Genomic DNA, 15,869 nt, shown 5'->3' on the forward strand with positions numbered 1-15,869 from the left:
TTGGGTTCGATCCTCCCTCCGGTTCGAACGCGACGCACTCGCTGCTCTGAAGCGAAAGGCAGGCCGGCAGGCCCGCCCCGCCTCAACAGCGCCTGGCAGCTGGACCCTTCGTGGCCCGGGCTGCTTGTCCATACCCGGCGCGCCGGTGTCATGGCGTGTCGTCCCCCCATGCCTCACGGCATTCGGGATCGCCGTGCCAGCCACTGACCGCGATGACCACAGATCATCAAAGAAGGATCGGCCTTGAATCGTTTCGCCCTTGCCCAGAAAGCCAGCCCCGGCCTGGCTCTCTCCGTCGTCCTCCTCGCCTGCCTGACGGCCTGCGGAGGCGGCTCCAGCTCCTCCGATCCGACGGCCCAGCCCGCCGCCACCCCCGAGACCCCGGCCTCGACCACGACGAACGCCGACAGCAGCATCGCCAGCGCTCTCGAGACGACCTCGGCGCAGCCCGCGTACCACATGGCGCCGGTGCTGCTCGACGAGCCCGACCAGTCCGACGTCGGCGGCACCAACGCCTCCGCGCACCAGGCCCCGAAGAGCTTCCGCGTCGAAGGCGACCTCGCCAACATCGACACGGCGCGCCTGACCCGCCAGGCCCTGTCCCAGCGCATCGCCGAGACGTCCAAGGCCCGCATCGCCTCGGCGAGCGGCGAGACCGCGCCGCAGGCCACCGCCATCATCGGCGCGGTCCACACGCCCGCCCAGATCCGCGCCGCCTACGGCCTGCCGGCCTATCCCCCGGCCGGCACCACGATCACGCCGGCCATGGCCGCCACCTTCGGCGCCGGCCAGACCATCTACATCGTCGACGCGTACCACGACGCCACGGCACTGTCCGACCTGAACACGTTCTCGACCAAGTTCGGCCTGCCGACCTGCGCCAACGTCGCCATCCCCGCGACCGCGATCCTGCCGCTGGCGGCTCCCCCGGCCAGCTGCACGTTCTCCGCGGTGTCACCCACGACGACCGGCACGATGACGACGACCGTACCGGCCTACAACACCACGTGGGCGCCGGAGAGCAAGCTCGACGTGCAGTGGGCCCACGCGATCGCGCCGCTCGCGCGCATCGTGCTGCTCGAGATGCCCAGCTCGCTGTCGACGGCGATCCTCGGCGCCAACATGCTGGCCGTGAAGATGGGCCCGGGCGTCGTCTCCATGAGCTTCGGTTCCACCGAAGCCGCCTGGGCGCCCAGCATCGACTACCACTTCACCGGCAACGGCATGACCTTCGTCGCGGCCGCCGGCGACTCCGGCTCGGAAGTCCTGTGGCCGGCCGTCTCGCCCAACGTCGTCGCCGTCGGCGGCACCAGCCTGAACTGGTCGGGCTCCGGCACGCGCTACGAAGCGGCCTGGAAGCAGACCGGCGGCGGCCTGAGCGCCTACGAAGCCCTGCCGTCGTGGCAGAGCGGCGTGACGCCGGCCGGCGGCGGCGCGCTTCCGCGCCGCGCCGTTCCGGACGTCTCGTTCAACGGCGATCCGTACACCGGTGAATACGTCGCGCTGACGCTGCCGGGCGCCCCCACGGTGTGGACCGGCTACGGCGGCACCAGCATCGCCGCTCCGCAGTGGGCCGCCATGATCGCGGTGGCCAACGCCATGCGCGCCTCCAGTGGCAAGGCGACGCTGGGAGACATCCACTCGACGCTGTACAAGTCGATCGCCGCCGTGCCGGGCACCTACGCCGCGTCGCTGGGCGACGTCGTCGACGGCACCAACGGCACCTGCGCCACCTGCCGCGCCGGCACCGGGTTCGACGAGGCCACGGGCTGGGGCACGCCCAACGCCGCGCAGTTGCTGCAGGCGCTCAGCGGCGTCTCCACGACGCAGACCTCGGCGCCCGTCACGGCGTCGCCCGTGGTACCAGGCGGCTCGTTCACCGGCAAGGCCGGCACGGCGCTGAGCCAGTCGCTCGGCGTCACCGCGCCCTCGGGCACGTCCACGACCTACGCGGTTTCCGGCGCGCCCGGCGGCCTGACGGTCGACTCGACCGGCACGCTGAAGTGGGCCGCGCCGGTGGCCGGCAGCTACACGTTCACCGCCACGGCCAGCACGGCAGCGGGCAAGTCGGCAAGCGCGTCGTACTCGTTGAAGGTGATCGCCGCGACGGCACCGGCCTTCTCGAGCAGCGGCAAGTTCAACGGAACGGCCGGCACCGCCTTCAGCGGCACGCTGTCGGCGTCGAACCCGAACGGCGGCACGCTGAACTACAGCCTCGCAGGCGTGCCCGCGGGCTTGACCGCGAGCACGACCGGGGCGCTGAGCTGGGCCTCGCCCGTGGCCGGCAGCTACACGTTCACCGCGACCGTCAAGGACAGCTATGGCTACTCGTCGACGCAGACCGAGACGCTGACCGTCGCCGCCCCGGCCGTGGTCGTCACCAACCACGCCCCGACGCTGGCGCCGGTGCACTGGAACACCAAGGCGGGCACCGCGTTCTCCACCATGGTCACCGGCCACGACCCGGACGGCGGTGCACTGAGCTACACCGCCACGGGCGCGCCGGCCGGCTTCAACCTGATGGTGTCCGGCTTCGTCTATTACCCGAAGGCCGTCAAGGGCAGCTACGCCATCACCGTCACCGTGCGTGACAGCAAGGGTGCGGCCACCAGCGCCGTGATGACGCTGACCGTCTCCTGACCTGAGGCCGCCCCGAGCGCGTGACGCGCGCCCGCACCTGCCGACGCCCGCGCCTTGCGGGCGTCGTCGTTTCAGGCCGGCTGAAGCATCGCCCGGTGCGTCGTCAGCGCGGCGGCGACGATCTCGCTGAGTCCGGCGCCGGCCTCGGTGCCGATGGCGGCGAGGATCTGCGAACGCATGCGCGGCTCCCAGAACTTCTTCACGTGCTCGGCGATACCGGCCATCGCCTCGTCGCGATCGGGCTGGGCCGCGAAGAACAGGCCGATCCGGTTGGCCATGACGATGAGGTTGTCGAGATCCATGGTCTACCTGAAACGATCGGCGTCGGAATAGAGCACGAGGTCGTCGCGACGAGCGAAGCCCGCGAGCGCCAGCCCGGCGCGGCGCGCGGTCGCGACCGCGCGCGACGTTGGCGCGGACACCGCGACCAGCGCGGTGATGCCGATGGCGACCGCCTTGCGCACCATCTCGACGCTGGCGCGGCTGGTGATGCAGCAGAAGCCATCGCGCGGGTCGATGCCCGCCTCGACCATCGCGCCGACGAGCTTGTCGAGCGCGTTGTGGCGGCCGACGTCCTCGCGCACGAGAAGCACGTCGCCCGCCAGCGAGCACCAGGCCGCCGCATGGGTGGCGCCGGTGCGCTGCTGCAGCGCCTGGTGCGACGGCATCGCCCGCAGCGCGGCGGCGATCGCCGGCGGCGACAGCGGCGTCGTGCAGGGTGCCAGCGGCCGCAACGGCGGCTCGACCTGCTCCAGGCTCTCGGTGCCGCACAGCCCGCAGCCGGTGCGCCCGGCCATCGAGCGGCGCTTGTCCTTCAGGCGCGCGAAGCAGGCGCTGGAGACCTCCATCTCGATGCGCACGCCCGCCGGATCGGGCTGCACGTCGACGCCGTAGAGCTCGTCGGCTCGTGCGAGCAGGCCTTCGGTCAGCCCGAAGCCGAGGGCGAAGTCCTCGAGATCCGACGGTGTCGCCAGCATCACCGCATGCGAGATGCCGTTGAAGATCAGCGCGACGGGCACCTCGTCGGCGAGCCAGTCCTGCGCCTCGCTGACGCTGCCGTCGCGGCGCACGCGCACGTCCAGGCGCTGCGCGCCGGTCTCGTCGACGCCGGGAATCGTCTCGGGCTTCATTTGCCCGTGACGGTGACGGCCGCGCCGAGCCGCGCGTCGGCCAGGAAGCGTTCCTGGTCCTCGTTGAAGTCCTTGTAGGCGCGCTGCCACGTCGATGGCTGCGCCACCGGCATCACCTGCACCGCCGTCACCTTGTACTCGGGGCAGTTGGTGGCCCAGTCGGAGCTGTCGGTGGTGATCACGTTGGCGCCGGACTCGGGGAAGTGGAACGTCGTGTAGACCACGCCGGGCTGCACGCGCTCCGTGAGCGTCGCGCGCAGCACGGTCTCGCCGGCGCGGCTGGTGATGCCGACCCAGTCGCCGTCCTTGACGCCGCGGTCGAGCGCGTCCTGCGGGTGGATCTCCAGCCTGTCCTCGTCGTGCCATTGCGAGTTGAACGTACGCCGCGTCTGCGCGCCCACGTTGTACTGCGACAGGATGCGGCCGGTCGTGAGCAGCAGCGGGAACTTGCGCGTGACCTTCTCGTCGGTGGCCACGTACTGCGTGATCACGAAGCGGCCCTTGCCGCGCACGAAGCGGTCGACGTGCATGATGTCGGTGCCGGCCTCGGCGGTCGAGTCGTTGCACGGCCACTGCACGCTGCCCAGGCGGTCGATCTTCTCGTAGCTGACCCCGGCGAACGTCGGCGTCAGCGCTGCGATCTCCTGCATGATCTGCTCGGGATGCGTATACGCCATCGGGTATCCGAGCGCGTTCGACAGCTTGACGGTCGCCTCCCAGTCGCCCACGCCCGACAGCGGCGGCATCACCTTGCGCACCCGCGAGATGCGGCGCTCGGCGTTGGTGAAGGTGCCGTCCTTTTCCAGGAACGACGAACCCGGCAGGAACACGTGCGCGTACTTGGCCGTCTCGTTGAGGAAGATGTCCTGCACGACCACGCATTCCATCGCCTGCAGCGCGCTGGAGACGTGCTGGGTGTCGGGATCGGACTGCACGATGTCCTCGCCCTGGCAGTAGAGGCCCTTGAACTCGCCGGCCAACGCCGCGTCGAACATGTTGGGGATGCGCAGGCCCGGCTCGGGCTGCAGCGTCACGCCCCAGGCCTGGTCGAACTGCGCGCGCACCTCGGCGCCGCCGATGTGGCGGTAGCCCGGCAGCTCGTGCGGGAACGAACCCATGTCGCACGAGCCCTGCACGTTGTTCTGGCCGCGCAGCGGATTGACGCCGACACCCTCGCGCCCGACGTTGCCGGTGACCATCGCCAGGTTGGCGATGGCCATCACCGCCGTCGAGCCCTGCGAATGCTCGGTCACGCCCAGGCCGTAATAGATCGCGCCGTTCGGGCGCTTGCCGCCGGCGGCCATGGCGTCGGCAAGCGACTGCGCCGTGCCGTTCGCCGAGCCGCTCGCGTACAGGCGCGCGGCCCCGCGCACGAGCGCAGCGGGCACGCCGGTCTCGCGCTCGAAGGCCTCGGGCGAGTTCTCGGGTCGCGCGACGAACTCGCGCCATTGCTGCACGCTCTTGTCGTCACAGCGCTCGGCCACGTAGGCCGCGTCGTCCAGGCCTTCGGTGACGATCACGTGCGCCAGCGACGTCACCACCGCGACGTTGGTGCCGGGCCGAAGCTGCAGGTGGAAGTCGGCCTTGACGTGCGCGCCGGCGACGAGATCGATCCGGCGCGGGTCGACCACGATCAGCCTGGCGCCCTGGCGCAGCCGCCGCTTCATGCGCGACGCGAACACCGGATGCGCCTCGCTCGGATTGGCGCCGATCACCATGATCACGTCGGCCTTGGCCACCGACTTGAAGGTCTGCGTGCCGGCCGAGGTGCCGTAGGTCTGGCCCAGGCCGTAGCCGGTGGGCGAGTGGCAGACGCGGGCGCAGGTGTCGACGTTGTTGTTGCCGAAGGCCGCGCGAACCAGCTTCTGCACGAGGTAGGTCTCCTCGTTGGTGCAGCGAGAGGACGTGATGCCGCCGATCGAGTTCGTGCCGAACGCGGCCTGCAGGCGCTTGAATTCGGAGGCCGCGTGGCCGATCGCCTCGTCCCACGAGACCTCGCGCCACGGGTCGGTGATCCTCGCGCGGATCATCGGCTTGGTGACGCGATCCTTGTGCGTCGCGTAGCCCCAGGCGAAGCGGCCCTTCACGCACGAGTGGCCCTCGTTGGCCTTGCCGTCCTTCCACGGCGTCATCCGGATCACTTCCGTGCCCTTGACCTCGGCCTTGAAGCCGCAGCCCACGCCGCAGTACGCGCAGGTCGTCGTGACGCTCTTGGTGGGCATGCCGAGCTCGATGACCGTCTTCTCCTGCAGCGTGGCGGTCGGGCACGCGCTGACGCACGCGCCGCAGCTGACGCACTCGCTCTCCATGAACGGCTCGTCCATGCCCGGCGACACGCGCGACTCGAAGCCGCGGCCCGAGATCGTCAGCGCGAAGGTGCCCTGCGTCTCCTCGCAGGCGCGCACGCAGCGGTTGCAGACGATGCACTTGCTGGCGTCGTAGGTGAAGTACGGATTGGACTCGTCCTTCTTCGACTCCAGGTGGTTCCTGCCCTCGTAGCCGTAGCGCACCTCGCGCAGGCCGACGGCGCCGGCCATGTCCTGCAGCTCGCAGTCGCCGTTGGCGCTGCAAGTCAGGCAGTCGAGCGGATGGTCGGAGATGTAGAGCTCCATGACGCCCTTGCGCAGCTTCGCGAGCCTGGGGCTCTGCGAGCGCACCGACATGCCGGCCTCGACCGGCGTCGTGCACGACGCCGGCGTGCCGCGGCGGCCGTCGATCTCGACCAGGCACAGGCGGCACGAGCCGAACGGCTCGAGCGAGTCGGTCGCGCACAGCTTGGGCACCTCGATGCCGGCGTCGATCGCGGCGCGCATCACCGACGTGCCCGCCGGGGCGCTGACCTCGACGCCGTCGATCGTCAACGTCACCGTCTGCGCCGATTCCCGCGCGGGCGTGCCCAGGTCGTGGTCGGGATGGGAATCGTTCAGGCTCAGCATCATGGCTCTCCCGCCGCGGCTCGGCGCGGCAAGCCGAAGTCTTCAGGGTAGTGATCCAGCGCAGACAACACGGGGAACGGGGTCATCCCGCCCATCGCGCACAGGCTGCCCGCGACCATGGTGTCGCACAGGTCGCGCAGCAGTTCCTCCTGCGCGCCTTTGAGTGAGACCGGCGCCGCGACCAGACGTTCCACGACCTCGACCCCGCGCGTCGAGCCGATGCGGCACGGCGTGCACTTGCCGCAGGATTCGAGCGCGCAGAACGCCATCGCGTAGCGCGCGAGGCCGGCGAGGTTGGCCGTGTCGTCGTGCACGACGATGCCGCCGTGGCCCACCGTCGCGCCCACGGCGGCGTAGGCCTCGTAGTCGATCGGCACGTCCCATTGCGACTCCGGCACGTAGGCGCCCAACGGGCCGCCCATCTGCACCGCCTTGACCCGCCGGCCGGAGCGCGTGCCGCCGCCGAAGTCGAACATCAGCTCGCGCAGCGTGACGCCGAACGGCGCCTCGACGAGCCCGCCGCGCGCGATGTTGCCCGCGAGCTGGAACGGCAGCGTGCCGCGCGAGCGCCCGGCGCCGAACGCGTGGTACGCCTGCGCGCCGTCGGCCAGGATGCGCGGGACGCTGGCCAGCGTGATGACGTTGTTGATGACGGTGGGCCAGCCGAACAGGCCCTCGATGGCCGGCAGCGGCGGCTTGGCGCGCACGACGCCGCGCCGGCCTTCGATGCTCTCGAGCAGCGCCGTCTCCTCGCCGCAGACGTAGGAGCCGGCGCCGCGGCGCACGTCGAGCCGGAACGCCGGGCCCTTGCCGCGCAGCGCGGCGCCGATGTGGCCCGCGGCCGTCGCGCGCCGAACAGCCTCGCGCAGCGCGGCCTCGGCGTGCGGGTATTCGGAGCGGATGTAGATGACGCCGTAGGTCGCGCCGACCGCGACGGCCGCGATCGCCATGCCTTCGACCAGGCAGTACGGATCGCCCTCCATCAGCATGCGATCGGAGAACGTGCCGGAGTCGCCCTCGTCGGCATTGCAGACGATCGCCTTGCGCGGCGCCGGGGCGGCGGCCACCGTCTTCCACTTGATGCCGGCGGGGAACGCGGCACCGCCGCGGCCGCGCAGGCCGGATTCGAGCACCTCGCCGACGACGGCGGCCGGCGTCATCGCCAGCGCCTTGTCGAGCCCGGCCCAGCCGCCGTGCGCGGCGTAGTCGTCCAGCGACAGCGGATCGACGAGGCCCACGCGCGCGAAAGTGACGCGCTGCTGCCGGGCGAAATACGGCAGTTGCTCGACGAGCCCGAGCCGCAGCGGGTGCGCGACGAGCGCGTCGGACAGGCCGTCCAGCGCGGTCGACTCGTCGAGCAGGCCGGCGGCGACGAGGCCGGCGACGTCCTCGGCACGAACCGGTCCGAAGCCCACGCGGCCGGCCGGCGTCGTGACCTCGAGCAGCGGCTCCAGCCACAGCAGGCCCCGCGAGCCGTTGCGCGCGAGGTCCAGCGACAGGCCGCGCGTCGAGGCGATGGCGGTCAATGCGTCGGCGACGTCGTCCGCGCCGGCGGCCAGGGCCGCGGCGTCGCGCGGGATCCAGACCGTCGGCGATGTCATGTCGCGCTTTCGAAACGGGTGGCCCAGCCGTCGACCGTCGCCGCGGACACCCGCGCGCGCAGCTGGTCGTCGACCATCGCCGCCGGCCCGGTGGCGCACAGGCCCAGGCAGTAGACGGGTTCCAGCGTGACGGCGCCGTCCGCGCGCGTCGTGCCCGGCGCGCAGGCGAGACGCGCGCCCGCGTGGGCCATCAAGGCCTCGGCGCCATTGGCGCGGCAGGCCTCGGCCTGGCAGATCTGCACGACGTGCCGGCCCGCGGGCGCAGTGCGGAAGTGGTGGTAGTAGGTGAGGACGCCGTGCACCTCGGCCCGCGACAGGCTGAGCGCGGCGGCGATCTCGGGGACGAGCGGCTGCGGCACGAAGCCGAGCGCGTCCTGGATGTGGTGGAGGACGGGCAGCAGCGCGGAGGCGCTGGCGCCCGGAACCTCGGCCGGAACGTCCGGCAGGTGGAGCGCCAGGGCCTGCGACAGCAGCTCGCGTTCCGAGTCCGTCGCCGCGGGGCCTTGCGGCGCCCGCGGTGCGGACCCTCGGGGCATGCCCCGCAGGTCGTCAGTTGAAGAGCTTGGCCGCACTGATGAGCGTCTGCCAGACGCCCCATGCCAGGGGAATGCCGACGGCCAGCCAGGCCAGCGCCACGGTGGCCGGGCTGCTCGGGGCGGTGGCCGCACCCGCGCCGGTCACGGCGTTGGCGGCGGCGCGTTCGTGCGCGAGGCGCTTTTCTTCGGCCAGCTCGGCGTCCGTCATGAAGTACTTCTGGTTGACCGGGCGGATCAGCAGGTTGCACACCAGGCCGACGACCAGGAAGCCCACCAGGATGTACATCGTCTGGTTGTAGACCTGCTCGCGCGGGATGCCCAGGCTCAGCTGGTAGTCGCGCATGTAGTTGACGACGACCGGGCCCAGGATGCCGGCGGTGGACCACGCGGTCAGCAGGCGGCCGTGGATGGCGCCCACCATCTGCGTGCCGAACAGGTCGGACAGGTAGGCCGGCACCGTGGCGAAGCCGCCGCCGTACATGCTCAGGATGACGCAGACCGCGGCAACGAACAGCGGCTTGGACACGCCCGCGGTGTTGGGCAGGCTCGCGTACATCGCGGCGCCCAGCACGAAGAAGACCACATAGGTCATCTTGCGGCCGATCTTGTCGGAGATGCTCGCCCAGAAGAAGCGGCCGCCGATGTTGAACAGGCTGATCAGCGCGGCGAAACCGGCGGCGACGCCCGCGATCTTGGTCAGGTCGGGCTTGGCCAGGTCGGCGAACTTGGTGTCCAGGCCGATCAGGTGGCCGCCGAAGATCTCCTGCAGCATCGGGCTGGCCAGGCCGATCACGCCGATGCCCGCCGACACGTTCATGCACAGCACCAGCCAGACGAGCCAGAACTGCGGGATGCCCCAGATGCGCTTCACGTGCACGTGGCCGCGGGTGATCATCGCGTTGGCGTCGGGCGCCGGCGGCGTCCAGCCTTCGGGCTTCCAGCCCGCGGCCGGGATGCGGTAGCCGAACGCGCCGCCCATCATGAACACGAAGTAGACGGCGGCCATGACCAGCAGCGTCGTCTGCACGCCGTTGCTGCCGTCGGTGCCGAACGCCGCCATCAGCTTGGCGGCCAGGGGCGAGCCGATCATCGCGCCGCCCCCGAAGCCCATGATGGCCATCCCGGTGGCCATGCCGCGGCGATCGGGGAACCACTTGATCAGCGTCGACACCGGCGAGATGTAGCCCAGGCCCAGGCCCACGCCACCCATCACGCCAAGGAACAGGATGACCATCCACAGCTGGTGCGTGGCCACGCCGATGGTGGACAGCGCCATGCCGCCCGCCCAGCAGACCGCCGCGACGACGCCGGCCTTGCGCGGGCCGACGTGCTCGAGCCAGCCGCCCCACAGCGCGGCGGCGCAACCCAGCACCACGAAGAACAGCGTGAAGATCCAGCCGAGCGCCGAGACATCCCAGTTGCAGGTGGACAGCGTCATCTCGCCGAGGCCGCCGAACAGCGCCTTGGTCACGACGTAGCGCACGCTGTGGGTGTCGGTGCCGGTCAGCGAGTTGACCAGTTGCATCCAGAAGTTGGTCGCCGCCGATGGATCCTTGGAACACAGCGGCGCGCCGGGCAGGAGCTTGGACAGGGGAAGCCAGAACACCGAGAAGCCGTAGGCCATGCCGATGCACAGGTGGATGGCGAGCGCGGCAGGCGGCAGAAGCCAGCGGTTGTAGCCGGGGCCGGCGATGGTGCGCTCCTTCGAGAGCAGCCCCCCGGAAGGCGCAGCCTCGGCGCCGTTCATGACGGTAGACATCTTGATCCTTTTTATGACCTGCGAGCATCGATCGTCGTTGTCCCAACACCGACGACTGCCCGACTGTAAGTATCCCGTGGGGACCGTTGCAATATGCGGTCAGGCTCTAAATACCAACCCTAACCATCGACCGCCTCCAATCCCGCACTTCGACATCCGGGCCCCTTGGTTTAGGAGGTCGTGATGCTGCATTGCGGCATCAATCGACATCTCCGGGCTGCGTACCTTTTGTTGCATTGAGGTCGAGCGGCGCGATGGCAAAAAGCGACATCCCTAGACAAGTCGGACGATTACCCCGCGGGGCATCCGCACGAATCACCCACTCCAGGCATTGACAGTGCGCGCGCGGTCGAGCAGGACAGGCGCGGCGCACGATCCGGTGACTTCGTGCACGCGTCGGCGCGATTCCGCCGCGGCGATGCCTCTTGCTTTGGCGGCGCGATCGCCTATCGTCGCGACGAGGGTTCATATCGCGATGCACAAGATCTCCATCCGTCCCCAGTGGACGATCTCCCACGACGGCGGCGATGCGCTGGGCCCGCGCCTGATCGACCTGCTGGTCTGCGTGGCCGAGACGGGCAGCATCGCCGCGGCGTGCCAGCGCGCCGGGCTGTCGTACCGCCATGCCTGGGACACCATCCGCCACGGCGAGGCCTGGTTCGGCGCGCCGCTGCTGCAGATGGAACGCGGCCGCGGTTCGCGCCTGACGCCGCTGGGCGACAAGCTCGTGTGGGCCGATCGCCGCATCGCCGCGCGGCTGGCGCCCGCGCTGGACACGCTCGCGTCCGAGCTCGAGGTCGAGCTGCAGCGCGTCATCGCGCCGCCGCAGCGCCTGCTGCGCATCCACGCCAGCCACGGCTTCGCCATCGAGAAGCTGATGGCGATGCTGCGCGCCGCGGGCGTCGACGTCGAGCGCGTCTACACCAACAGCCAGGACGCCGCCGCCTCGCTGCACGACGGGGCGAGCGACCTGGCGTGCTTCCACGTGCCGCACGGTGCCCTCGAGGCGCGCGGCTGGGAGTTCTACGCGCACTGGCTGGATCCGCAGGAGCACGTCGTCATCGACATCACCGACCGCACCCAAGGCCTGATGGTGGCGCCGGGCAACCCGCTGCGCGTGCAGGGGCTGGCCGACCTCGTGCGCCCGGGCCTGCGCTTCATCAACCGCCAGCGCGGCTCGGGCACGCGCTTCCTGCTCGATGCGCTGCTCGCCACGGCCGACGTCGACACCGGCGCCATCGTCGGCTACGAGCACGGCGAGTTCACGCACGCGGCGGTGGCGGCGTTCGTCGGCAGTCGCATGGCCGACGTCGGCTTCGGCCTCGAACGGCCGGCGCGCCACTTCAAGCTGGACTTCATCCCGTTGGCCACCGAACGCTACTTCGCGCTCTGCCGCCGCGACGCGCTTGCGCGGCCGGAGATCGAGCAGGTGCTGGCGATCCTGCGCAGCGACGCGTTCCGCGCCGAGGTGGATGCGCTGCCCGGCTACCGGGCACGCGACTGCGGCGCCGTGCACGTGCTGGCCGACGTGCTGGCCGCCGCCGGGGCGGGCTGAGTCAGGCCTTCTGGGCCTGCAGTGTCTGGCCCCAGGCCTTCAGCGCCTTGAGCACCGGCCGCACCTCGCGGCCCTTGTCGGTGAGCACGTATTCCATGCGGGGCGGATGCTGCTCGTACTGGCGCCGCTCGATCAGTCCCGCCTCCTCCAGCGACGACAGGCGCGCGGACAGCGTGTTGGGCGCGCAGCCGTGCAGGGAGTCGAGCAGGTCCTGGAAGCGGCGCGACGGATTGCGCGTCAGGTCGCGCAGGATCAGCAGCGTCCATTTCTCGCCGATCACGTCCAGCGCGCAGGCGACGGGGCAAAGCGGATCCGAATACAGGCGGGCCATGCCCTGATGATACCAAAGTCACTACCGCACGAGTAGTCACTATTTTTTGTATAGTGACTATCTCGGACACCCACCACCAGGACATCATCATGGAACTCCAAGGCAAGACGGCACTCATCACCGGCGGCAACAGCGGCATCGGCCTGGCGACGGCGCGCCTCATGCTCGCGCAGGGCGCGCGCGTGGCGATCACCGGACGCGATCGCGCCAAGCTCGACGAAGCCGCGACCGAACTCGGCGGCGAGGTGCTGGCGCTGCAGGCCGACCTCAACAACTCCGACGACCTGGCCGCCATCGCCAGCGCGGTCGGCAAGGCCTTCGGATCGCTGGACATCGTGTTCGCCAACGCCGGCATCTCGGGGCCGACGCCGCTCGGCTCGACGACCTACGAGGCCTTCCGCAACATCGTCGACACCAACCTCACGGCGGTGTTCTTCACGGTGCAATCGGTGCTACCGCTGCTCAAGGAGGGCAGTTCCATCGTGCTCAACGGCTCGGTGATGCGCGAACTCGCGGTGGGCGGCACGGCGGCCTATTCGGCGACCAAGGCCGGCGTCACCGGCATGGCCAAGGTGTTCGCGACCGAGCTCGCGCCGCGGGGCATCCGCGTCAACACGGTGATCCCGGGCGCGACGCGCACGCCGATCTGGACCCGCGGCGCGCGCGCCGGGGCCACGCTGGACGCGACCGAGGCCCATCTCGCGCCGCGCATCCCGATGGGCCGGCTGGCGGAGGCCGACGAAGTCGCCAACGCGGTGGTGTTCCTGGCCTCGCCGCGCGCCTCGGGCATGACGGCGGCGGAGATCGTCGTCGACGGCGGCACCATCGGCGCGCCGTCGGGCGGGGCGATCTTCCGCGGTTGATCAGCGCTGCGCGACCAGGGTCGGCGCGGCGATGTCGTCGGCCGGGTCGGACGCCGACATCTGCCTGCGGCAATCGACCGCTGCCTGCCACTTCTCGAGGTTCTCGCGCACCTCGAACATGTCGATGCCGTAGATGATCGTGGTGCGCCAGACGTAGGCGCGCAGCGCGTCGATGTCGTCGGCGCGGTCGACGATGTTGCGTTCGACCCGCGACACCGAGTCGCAGGCCGGCGCGGCTTGCGCGGATCCGCAGGCCAGCAGCGCGCCGGCGAGGACGAGGGCGGAGGAACAGGCGGTCTTGAGGACGTTCATGAGGGACTCCACTTTCGGGTGAGCTGAAAGCCGGTCAGCCCGGTCGCCACAGCGACGAGGCGGGCCACAAGCATGAACTCATCCCGGGGCGATGGCGAGGGCCATGCGACGAACGGCGGGCGGCCGCACGCGTTCAGCGCGCGTTGAGCACGTCCAGCGCGCTCACCGGCGGCGCCGCGTTGCCCCAGGCGCTGCGCACGTAGCTTGCGAGCACGGCGATCTCCTCGTCCTTCAGCGCCGGCCCGAACGGCGGCATGCCGTAGGGTCGCGGGTCGCCGGCGGTCGTCGGCGGGAAGCCCCCGTTGACGACGATGTGAATCAGGTTGGCGGGTGTGTCGAGCAGCACCTTGCGGTTGCCCGCCAGCGGCACGTAGACGACGCCGCCGGGCCCGCTGCCGCCCTCGCCGTTCGCGCCGTGGCAGGCCGCGCAGTGATCCTTGTAGAGCGCCTCGCCGTGCGTGCGCACGTCCTTGCCGAGCTCGACGGCCGCGCGCGCGTGCGGCGGTGTCTGCGGCAGGCTCTTGAGGAACTCGGCCATCGCGGCGATGTCGGCGTCATTCAGGTACTGCGTGCTGCGGAACACGACCTCGGCCATCGGCCCGAGCGCCGCGCCGCGCGGCGTGAGCCCGGTCTTGAGCAGCGCGGACACCTCGGCCGTCGACCAGTCGGCCACGCCGGCCTCGGCGCTCGAGGCCAGCGACGGCGCGTACCAGTTCTGCAGCGGGATCAGCCCGCCGCTCAGCTCGAGGCTGTCGCGCGTGGCACCGAACGCGTTGCGCGGCGAATGGCAGGCGGCGCAGTGCCCGAGCGAACGCACCAGGTAGGCGCCGCGGTTCCACTGCACCAAACGCTCGACCACGGGCTCGTAGACGCCAGGCGAGAAGAACAGCGCGCGCCAGACCGCCAGCGACGGCTGCAGGCCGTACGGGAAGCGCAACGCGTGCGGCCGGTTGACCTGCGCGACCGGCACCTGCGAGCGCAGGAAGGCCAACAGCGCGTCGGAGTCGGCGCGCGTGATCTCGGTGAAGTTCGGATACGGAAACGCCGGATACAGCAGGCGCCCGTCGGCGGAGCGCCCGTTGTGCATCGCGCGCCAGAACTGCGCGGCCGACCAGGTGCCGATGCCCGTCTTCGCGTCGGGCGTGAGGTTGCTCGCGAACACGGTGCCGAAGGGCGTGGCGATGCCCTTGCCGCCGGCGAACGCCGCGCCGCCGCGGTCGGTGTGGCAGGCGGCGCAGTTGCCCGCGCGCGCCAGGTAGGCGCCGCGCGCCACCTGCTCGGGCGTCGCGACGAAGGAGTTGGCGTCGCCGGTGAGCGGATCCTCGCCGGCGACGTTGAGCCACGCGACAACGCCCGCGGCCACCAACAGCAGCACGGCCATCAGGATGCCCACGCGCGACCAGGTCAGCCTCATGGCGGAACGCTCCCGCACGCGATCGGCAGCGGCCGCGCGAGCGTGTCGGCCGCGGCCGGCCCGGCCACCACCGGCTGCGACGACAGCCACGTGGCCACCGCGGTGATGTCGGCGGACGTCAGCGACGTCGCGACCTGCGCCATGCAGTCGGGCGCCCGCGCCTTGCGCTGGCCGGTGCGCCAGGCGCCGAACTGTTCGACCAGATAGCCGCGCGGCAGGCCCAGCAGGCCGGGAATGGCGGGCAGGACGCCGGTCATCGCCGCGCCGTGGCACTGCACGCAGGCGGGGATGCCGTGCGCCGCGTCGCCCTGGCGCACCAGCGCCTCGCCGCGCGCGATCTCGTCGGCCGGCGCGCCCACCGTCTGCGGCGCCGCGTAGGGCAGGTCCAGCGCGGCGAAGTAGTCGGCGATCTCGTGCAGGTAGTCGTCCGACATCTGCTCGACGAAGTAGGTCATCGTCGGATATGCGCGCCGGCCGCTGCGGAAGTTGTCCAGCTGGTTGTAGAGGTAGCCCGCCGGCTTGCCCGCGATGCGCGGGAAGAAGCCCTGCTGGGTCGCCCGGCCCTCCTTGCCGTGGCAGGCGCTGCAGGGCTGCATGCGCTGGGCCATGGTGTCGGGCACCGTCGACGGCGAACCGGCCATTGCAGGGGATGCGGCCGCCATGCCGATGGCCGCGACGGCGCGGCGCAGCAGCGACGGAAGGATTGCGGACGCGGTCATGAGCCCTCGACTGTGCGCCAGTTCGGGCGCGTTGGACAGTCTCGCTTACCGCAGTGCCCGCCGGATCAGGTTC

General features: G+C 71.0%; 13 protein-coding genes. 3 read left to right on the forward strand and 10 right to left on the reverse strand.

Features of this window, described 5'->3' with window-relative positions; genetic code table 11:
- Positions 1-243: 243 nt before the first annotated feature.
- The gene (locus LPC04_RS08855; protein ID WP_275681809.1) at positions 244-2,640 is read left to right on the forward strand and encodes a putative Ig domain-containing protein; all 2,397 of its coding nucleotides are present in this window, start codon (positions 244-246) and stop codon (positions 2,638-2,640) included.
- A gap of 71 nt (positions 2,641-2,711) precedes the next feature.
- On the opposite strand, the gene LPC04_RS08860 is transcribed toward LPC04_RS08855, so the two are convergent.
- The 6 genes from LPC04_RS08860 to LPC04_RS08885 are packed head-to-tail and all read right to left on the reverse strand — an operon-like array spanning position 2,712 to position 10,602.
- Positions 2,712-2,942, reverse strand: coding sequence for a formate dehydrogenase subunit delta (locus tag LPC04_RS08860; RefSeq protein ID WP_275681810.1), 231 nt, complete (start codon positions 2,940-2,942; stop codon positions 2,712-2,714).
- A 3-nt stretch (positions 2,943-2,945) separates the two neighbouring features.
- Entirely contained in the window at positions 2,946-3,770 is an 825-nt protein-coding gene (fdhD, locus tag LPC04_RS08865; RefSeq protein WP_275681811.1) for a formate dehydrogenase accessory sulfurtransferase FdhD, read from the reverse strand.
- A complete protein-coding gene (gene fdhF, locus LPC04_RS08870) occupies positions 3,767-6,706 on the reverse strand; it encodes a formate dehydrogenase subunit alpha (RefSeq protein ID WP_420854703.1) in 2,940 nt (979 codons plus the stop codon). The genes fdhD and fdhF overlap by 4 nt, the downstream gene beginning before the upstream one ends.
- The gene (locus tag LPC04_RS08875) at positions 6,706-8,307 is read right to left on the reverse strand and encodes an NADH-ubiquinone oxidoreductase-F iron-sulfur binding region domain-containing protein (protein WP_275681813.1); all 1,602 of its coding nucleotides are present in this window, start codon (positions 8,305-8,307) and stop codon (positions 6,706-6,708) included. The genes fdhF and LPC04_RS08875 overlap by 1 nt, the downstream gene beginning before the upstream one ends.
- Entirely contained in the window at positions 8,304-8,843 is a 540-nt protein-coding gene (locus LPC04_RS08880) for an NAD(P)H-dependent oxidoreductase subunit E (protein ID WP_275681814.1), read from the reverse strand. The genes LPC04_RS08875 and LPC04_RS08880 overlap by 4 nt, the downstream gene beginning before the upstream one ends.
- A gap of 13 nt (positions 8,844-8,856) precedes the next feature.
- Positions 8,857-10,602 (reverse strand): OFA family MFS transporter, encoded by a 1,746-nt coding sequence (locus LPC04_RS08885; RefSeq protein ID WP_275681815.1) that lies wholly within the window; start codon positions 10,600-10,602, stop codon positions 8,857-8,859.
- Positions 10,603-11,077: 475 nt separating this feature from the next.
- Here LPC04_RS08885 and LPC04_RS08890 point away from each other — a divergent pair, with 475 nt between their 5' ends.
- Positions 11,078-12,157, forward strand: coding sequence for a substrate-binding domain-containing protein (locus tag LPC04_RS08890; protein WP_275681816.1), 1,080 nt, complete (start codon positions 11,078-11,080; stop codon positions 12,155-12,157).
- 1 nt (position 12,158) lies between these two features.
- Here LPC04_RS08890 and LPC04_RS08895 read toward each other — a convergent pair whose 3' ends face one another.
- Positions 12,159-12,488 (reverse strand): winged helix-turn-helix transcriptional regulator, encoded by a 330-nt coding sequence (locus LPC04_RS08895; protein WP_275681817.1) that lies wholly within the window; start codon positions 12,486-12,488, stop codon positions 12,159-12,161.
- A gap of 89 nt (positions 12,489-12,577) precedes the next feature.
- Here LPC04_RS08895 and LPC04_RS08900 point away from each other — a divergent pair, with 89 nt between their 5' ends.
- The gene (locus tag LPC04_RS08900; RefSeq protein WP_275681818.1) at positions 12,578-13,351 is read left to right on the forward strand and encodes an SDR family NAD(P)-dependent oxidoreductase; all 774 of its coding nucleotides are present in this window, start codon (positions 12,578-12,580) and stop codon (positions 13,349-13,351) included.
- On the opposite strand, the gene LPC04_RS08905 is transcribed toward LPC04_RS08900, so the two are convergent.
- The 3 genes from LPC04_RS08905 to LPC04_RS08915 all read right to left on the reverse strand — a co-directional run bounded on the left by LPC04_RS08905 (position 13,352) and on the right by LPC04_RS08915 (position 15,796).
- Entirely contained in the window at positions 13,352-13,663 is a 312-nt protein-coding gene (locus tag LPC04_RS08905; RefSeq protein ID WP_275681819.1) for a hypothetical protein, read from the reverse strand.
- A gap of 133 nt (positions 13,664-13,796) precedes the next feature.
- Positions 13,797-15,077, reverse strand: a complete 1,281-nt coding sequence (locus LPC04_RS08910; protein ID WP_275681820.1) for a cytochrome c — start codon at positions 15,075-15,077, stop codon at positions 13,797-13,799.
- A complete protein-coding gene (locus LPC04_RS08915; RefSeq protein ID WP_275681821.1) occupies positions 15,074-15,796 on the reverse strand; it encodes a c-type cytochrome in 723 nt (240 codons plus the stop codon). Before LPC04_RS08915 ends, LPC04_RS08910 begins: the two co-directional genes overlap by 4 nt.
- Positions 15,797-15,869 lie beyond the last annotated feature (73 nt).

The organism is Scleromatobacter humisilvae (assembly GCF_023231945.1).
Lineage (GTDB): Bacteria > Pseudomonadota > Gammaproteobacteria > Burkholderiales > Burkholderiaceae_C > Scleromatobacter > Scleromatobacter humisilvae.

Coding starts and splice junctions, on each gene's coding strand:
- LPC04_RS08860 (WP_275681810.1), bottom strand. CDS start 2,942: ATGGATCTCGACAACCTCATCGTCATGGCCAACCGGATCGGCCTGTTC.
- fdhD (WP_275681811.1), bottom strand. CDS start 3,770: ATGAAGCCCGAGACGATTCCCGGCGTCGACGAGACCGGCGCGCAGCGC.
- fdhF (WP_420854703.1), bottom strand. CDS start 6,706: ATGCTGAGCCTGAACGATTCCCATCCCGACCACGACCTGGGCACGCCC.
- LPC04_RS08875 (WP_275681813.1), bottom strand. CDS start 8,307: ATGACATCGCCGACGGTCTGGATCCCGCGCGACGCCGCGGCCCTGGCC.
- LPC04_RS08880 (WP_275681814.1), bottom strand. CDS start 8,843: ATGCCCCGAGGGTCCGCACCGCGGGCGCCGCAAGGCCCCGCGGCGACG.
- LPC04_RS08885 (WP_275681815.1), bottom strand. CDS start 10,602: ATGTCTACCGTCATGAACGGCGCCGAGGCTGCGCCTTCCGGGGGGCTG.
- LPC04_RS08890 (WP_275681816.1), top strand. CDS start 11,078: ATGCACAAGATCTCCATCCGTCCCCAGTGGACGATCTCCCACGACGGC.
- LPC04_RS08895 (WP_275681817.1), bottom strand. CDS start 12,488: ATGGCCCGCCTGTATTCGGATCCGCTTTGCCCCGTCGCCTGCGCGCTG.
- LPC04_RS08900 (WP_275681818.1), top strand. CDS start 12,578: ATGGAACTCCAAGGCAAGACGGCACTCATCACCGGCGGCAACAGCGGC.
- LPC04_RS08905 (WP_275681819.1), bottom strand. CDS start 13,663: ATGAACGTCCTCAAGACCGCCTGTTCCTCCGCCCTCGTCCTCGCCGGC.
- LPC04_RS08910 (WP_275681820.1), bottom strand. CDS start 15,077: ATGAGGCTGACCTGGTCGCGCGTGGGCATCCTGATGGCCGTGCTGCTG.
- LPC04_RS08915 (WP_275681821.1), bottom strand. CDS start 15,796: ATGACCGCGTCCGCAATCCTTCCGTCGCTGCTGCGCCGCGCCGTCGCG.